Annotated in this window: 3 protein-coding genes and 1 pseudogene; 2 read left to right on the top strand and 2 right to left on the bottom strand. The window is 66.4% G+C overall.

Going from position 1 to position 4,015, the window contains the following annotated elements:
* The first annotated feature begins 14 nt into the window (after positions 1-14).
* Positions 15-332 carry a hypothetical protein gene (locus tag KVT45_RS54650; RefSeq protein ID WP_254648743.1) on the top strand — a complete coding sequence of 106 codons (318 nt, stop codon included), beginning with the start codon at positions 15-17 and terminating at the stop codon, positions 330-332.
* 33 nt (positions 333-365) lie between these two features.
* Here the strand turns inward: KVT45_RS54650 and istB are convergent, their stop codons facing one another.
* A complete protein-coding gene (istB, locus tag KVT45_RS54655) occupies positions 366-1,136 on the bottom strand; it encodes an IS21-like element helper ATPase IstB (protein ID WP_217562524.1) in 771 nt (256 codons plus the stop codon).
* The gene (gene istA / locus KVT45_RS54660) at positions 1,133-2,545 is read right to left on the bottom strand and encodes an IS21 family transposase (protein WP_217562526.1); all 1,413 of its coding nucleotides are present in this window, start codon (positions 2,543-2,545) and stop codon (positions 1,133-1,135) included. The genes istB and istA overlap by 4 nt, the downstream gene beginning before the upstream one ends.
* A 466-nt stretch (positions 2,546-3,011) precedes the next feature.
* Here istA and KVT45_RS54665 point away from each other — a divergent pair.
* Positions 3,012-3,371, top strand: a pseudogene (locus tag KVT45_RS54665) (transposase); the annotation flags it as partial.
* Positions 3,372-4,015 lie beyond the last annotated feature (644 nt).

Below are 4,015 nucleotides of genomic sequence, written 5' to 3' on the forward strand. Positions count from 1 at the left end.
GGTGGGTACTTCCGCTGGGCAGGCATGGACGCATCCTTCCAAGGATCAGCGCTCTCTACCGAACCCGGAGCGGTTCAGTGTGCAACGTCGATGTCTTCGTGGATCTTGATGACGGCTCGCGGTGGAGCGCGACTGTCTTCACGGTCACCGAGGTCGAACGCTTGATGGCAACGTGGGCAGGAAGCGATGAGGCTCTCGGCGGCCGCTACTTCTGGGGCTCGGACGGTCTGATCGTCCGGGAACCCGGCATCGACAACATGACTCAGGTGATCGCGGGGCTGATCGACAACGCCGAGTTTTCCGCAATCTTCCAGCGCCTTGACGGTGACTGACCAGGCGCTCGGTCGTCATCACGCGTTGGCCGGTCAGGCCACTTCGGTCTCTCGTTCGATGGCCTGGAGGCGGTTCTTGAGCCGGTAGCTCGGGCCGTTGATCGCGATCACTTCGCAGTGGTGGAGGAGACGGCCGAGGATCGCGGTGGCGAGGACCTCGTCGCCGAACACCTGTCCCCATTCGCTGAAGGTCTTGTTCGAGGTCAGGATGATCGAGCCCTTCTCGTAACGCTTGGAGATCACCTGGAAGACCAGGTTCGCCTCAGCGCGTTCAAGGGGCTGGTAGCCCACTTCGTCGACCACGAGGACGCTCGGCCGCAGGTAGGTGCCGAGTTTGTTGACCAGCCGCCCGGCCGACTCGGCGGTCTTCAGGTTGCGGACCATGTCGTCGAGGCTGGTGAAGTAGATCGAGTAGCCGGCCCGGCAGGCCGCGACCGCGAGAGCGACGGCGATATGCGTCTTGCCCACCCCGGGCGGCCCCAGCAGCGCGGCGTTCGCCTTGCCGTCGACGAAGGAGAGGCTGGCGAGGTCTTTGACCTTGCGCGGGTCGAGCTCGGGCTGGAACGAGAAGTCGTACTCGTCCAGCGTCTTGTGGTGTGGCAGCTTGGACAGCCGCAGGCCCTGGCGGAAGCGGCGGTCGTCGCGGACGGCGAGTTCCTCGGACAGGACCAGGTCGAGGAAGTCGAGGTAGCCCATCTTCGCCTCGTCGGCCCGGCGGGTGTACTCGTTGATGGTCTCTGCCAGGTGGGGCAGGCCGAGCTTGCCGGCCGTAGTGCGGATGCGGTTGCCGGTCAGCTCGCTCAAGAGGACTCCTTCGTCGGGGATTTGGTGGTGAAAGGCCGAGTGCCGGTCAGTTCGTCGTAGACCGACAGCGGCCGCCGCCCGACCTCGACACGGGTGGCCGCGGACCGGTTCAACAGGGCCTGCAGCGGGCCGACTTGACCGCCGGTAGATGGTTCGCGACGCGGTGGCGGTGTCACCTCACCGGTCGTGGTGCGACGCCCCTTGCCGGTGGGCAAGCCGTCCCAGTGCGTCTCCTCAACAACGCGGACGCCGCGGCCGACCGCCCGCGGATGGGCGGACAACAGGGTCTCGCCGCTGACATCGGGGACGGTTGAGTGCAGCATGACCTGGGACTTCGTCGCCCTGATCTCGACCAGCTGACGCGGGCGGACCTTGCGGGCGGGAACCGAGTAGAGGTTCCCGCCGAACGCGACCAGGCAGTCCTTGCCGACCGGACGCAGATGCCGCTCGGCCACCAGATAGGGGGTGGACGGCAGCGGTTTGAGGGCCGCGTGGTCGCGGGCGGCCCGGATACCGATGACTTCCCGGTGCGTCTTGTGGATCTGGTTCCGCCGCCTGGGCACCCAGGCGGCGAACGCGGCGTCCATCTCCTCCAGCGAGGAAAACGCCCGCCCGGACAGCACATGATCGCGGACGATGAGAACCTGACGTTCGACGCGGCCTTTGCCGGTGGGCCGGTAGGCAGCCAGAACGTCGATGTCGAAGTCGTAGTGGCCAGCGAAGCCGACCGCTTCCGGATGCAGCGGCACCGCCTCGCCTGGGGCGACGTGTCGGCGCACGACGGTCTTGGTCCGGTCGTAGACGATCGACATCGGCACCCCGCCGAAGTGCGCAAACGCCCGCCGGTGGCAGTCGAAGAAGGTCTGCAGGTCCTGGCTGGTGGTGAAGCAGCAGAACGGATCGCGCGAATACGACAGCACCATATGGAACGAGTAGACCTTGGGGATGCCCATGTGAGCGAGGACGTTGCCCTCATCGCCCCAGTCGACCTGAGCTTGAGCACCTGGGACGACCTCGAAACGGCGGTGCAGCCCTGCCAACTCCTTGGGCGTGATGCCGAGTTCCTCGGCGATCCTCGGCCGGGCCTGCTGAACGTAGAGCTTGACGCGCTGGTAGTTCCCGGTGAACCCGTACTCCGCGGCCAGCCGATCGTGGATCACTGACGCCTTCATCAGGATCTCGGCCCGCAACATCGCGTCGACCAGTGGCGCGAACTCGTCGATCTTCCTGGGCACCACCTGACCACTGGCCGAGCGACGCGGTGGCGTCGCCGGCCCCGCGAGATACTTACGGACCGTCTTGCGGTCCAGCCCCGTCTCCCGGGCGATCTCTGACAGGCTCATCGCTCCGGACTCCAAAAGCCCACGAAAGCGCCGCAGCTCCGACCACCGACGCGGATCCAAGACCACTGCCGACCACCCCCTGCCGCCACACACCGACTACGCAGCAGAGTGCCGACCAATGCTCCTCAGCGCCTCAGGAACTGGCCGCGTTCATCCGTACGCGGGTGGGGACGTTCAGGTGTACGCCGACACGAGGTCGAGGGCAGCGAGGTGTGATGTCCGGGTGAGGGCGAGTGGTTGTGAGGCGACCCCGGCGGTGTGGACACACTGACAATGGATCTTGCAGATCCGAGGAAGGGTGTCCTGGTGGGACGGAAGTCTCCGTATCCGGAGGAGTTCAGGAACGACGCCGTCGCGTTGTACCGCGCGGCGGGCGGAAAGCACACGTATGCCGCGGTCGCGGCGGACGTGAGCAATGCTCAGGACTTGTGGATCAGTTCCGGGAAGGATGCGGACGGCGTACCTTCCCGAATGATCCTTGATGGTCACCGAGTAGGCCCGCGTTCGCTGCGCGGGTGGGGAAGGTACGCCCGTGCTCAGCGTAGTGAACGCCGACGGATCCACCGAGTCCGGCTCCCTGATCGACGAGATCGTCCGCGAGGGCGCCCGGCGGATGCTCGCCGCCGCGCTGGAGGCCGAAGTTAACCAGTACATAGCCGAGTTGGCTGCCGAGACGGACGAAGCCGGACGCCGCCTGGTGGTCCGTAACGGCCACCACCGGCCCCGCACGGTGACCACTGCTGCAGGTCCCGTCGAGGTCACGGTCCCGCGCGTGAACGACAAGCGGGTGGACGCGGCCACCGGGGAGCGGATGCGGTTCTCCTCGAAGATCCTGCCGCCCTGGTGCCGCAAGTCGCCCAAGGTCAGCGAGGTGCTGCCGCTGCTCTACCTAATTCCTTGTTAACAGCTCCAGCAGCGGGGACCACACCCGTGCCGGCCTGTTCGAGCGTGGGACTACGACGCCTTTCTGGACCCTGGCCGTTGAGGCCTCCACTGAGAGCGGTGTGGCCCCGATGCTCTTGGTGGTGGTCGCGTGGGCTGTCGGACGGACGCCTCAGGAGGCCCTGGCCTCGACGTCTCACAACAGAGCGGCGGAGTTCGGTGTCCTCGCGACCACCACCGTAAAGCGAGGGGCTGGCGCTCGTGGGCGCCGGGCGGACGCCTGTGCTCTACCTGGCCACGATGCCTCCGTGCAGAGCGGCGATGCCCGGCGCCGTCGAGCGTCAACACCCCTTGTCTTGCTTACTCGTTAGTGCTGGTGGTGCGAGCCCACCACACGGTGACCTCTCGATACGCCCGAGCCGTCCGAGCTCCCGCATAGACCGAGGCCCGCGTGGTGCGCTGGTGCCACGAACGGCTAGTGAGGTGGCGGACCAGCCCGGTGGGCCGAGTCCTGGAATTAGGTCGCTGCGTGGCCCGCATGTGCTCGTGACCAGCACAGACACCCGTGCCATGGGGAGTGAAGTTTGCCCGTGATCTCGGACACTCGATGGTTATGCCGCGAGGGTATGTTGATGCCGCTGCCTGGTCTCGGCT

The organism is Streptomyces sp. GbtcB6, from assembly GCF_019091475.1.
Taxonomy (GTDB): Bacteria; Actinomycetota; Actinomycetes; order Streptomycetales; family Streptomycetaceae; genus Streptomyces; species Streptomyces hyaluromycini.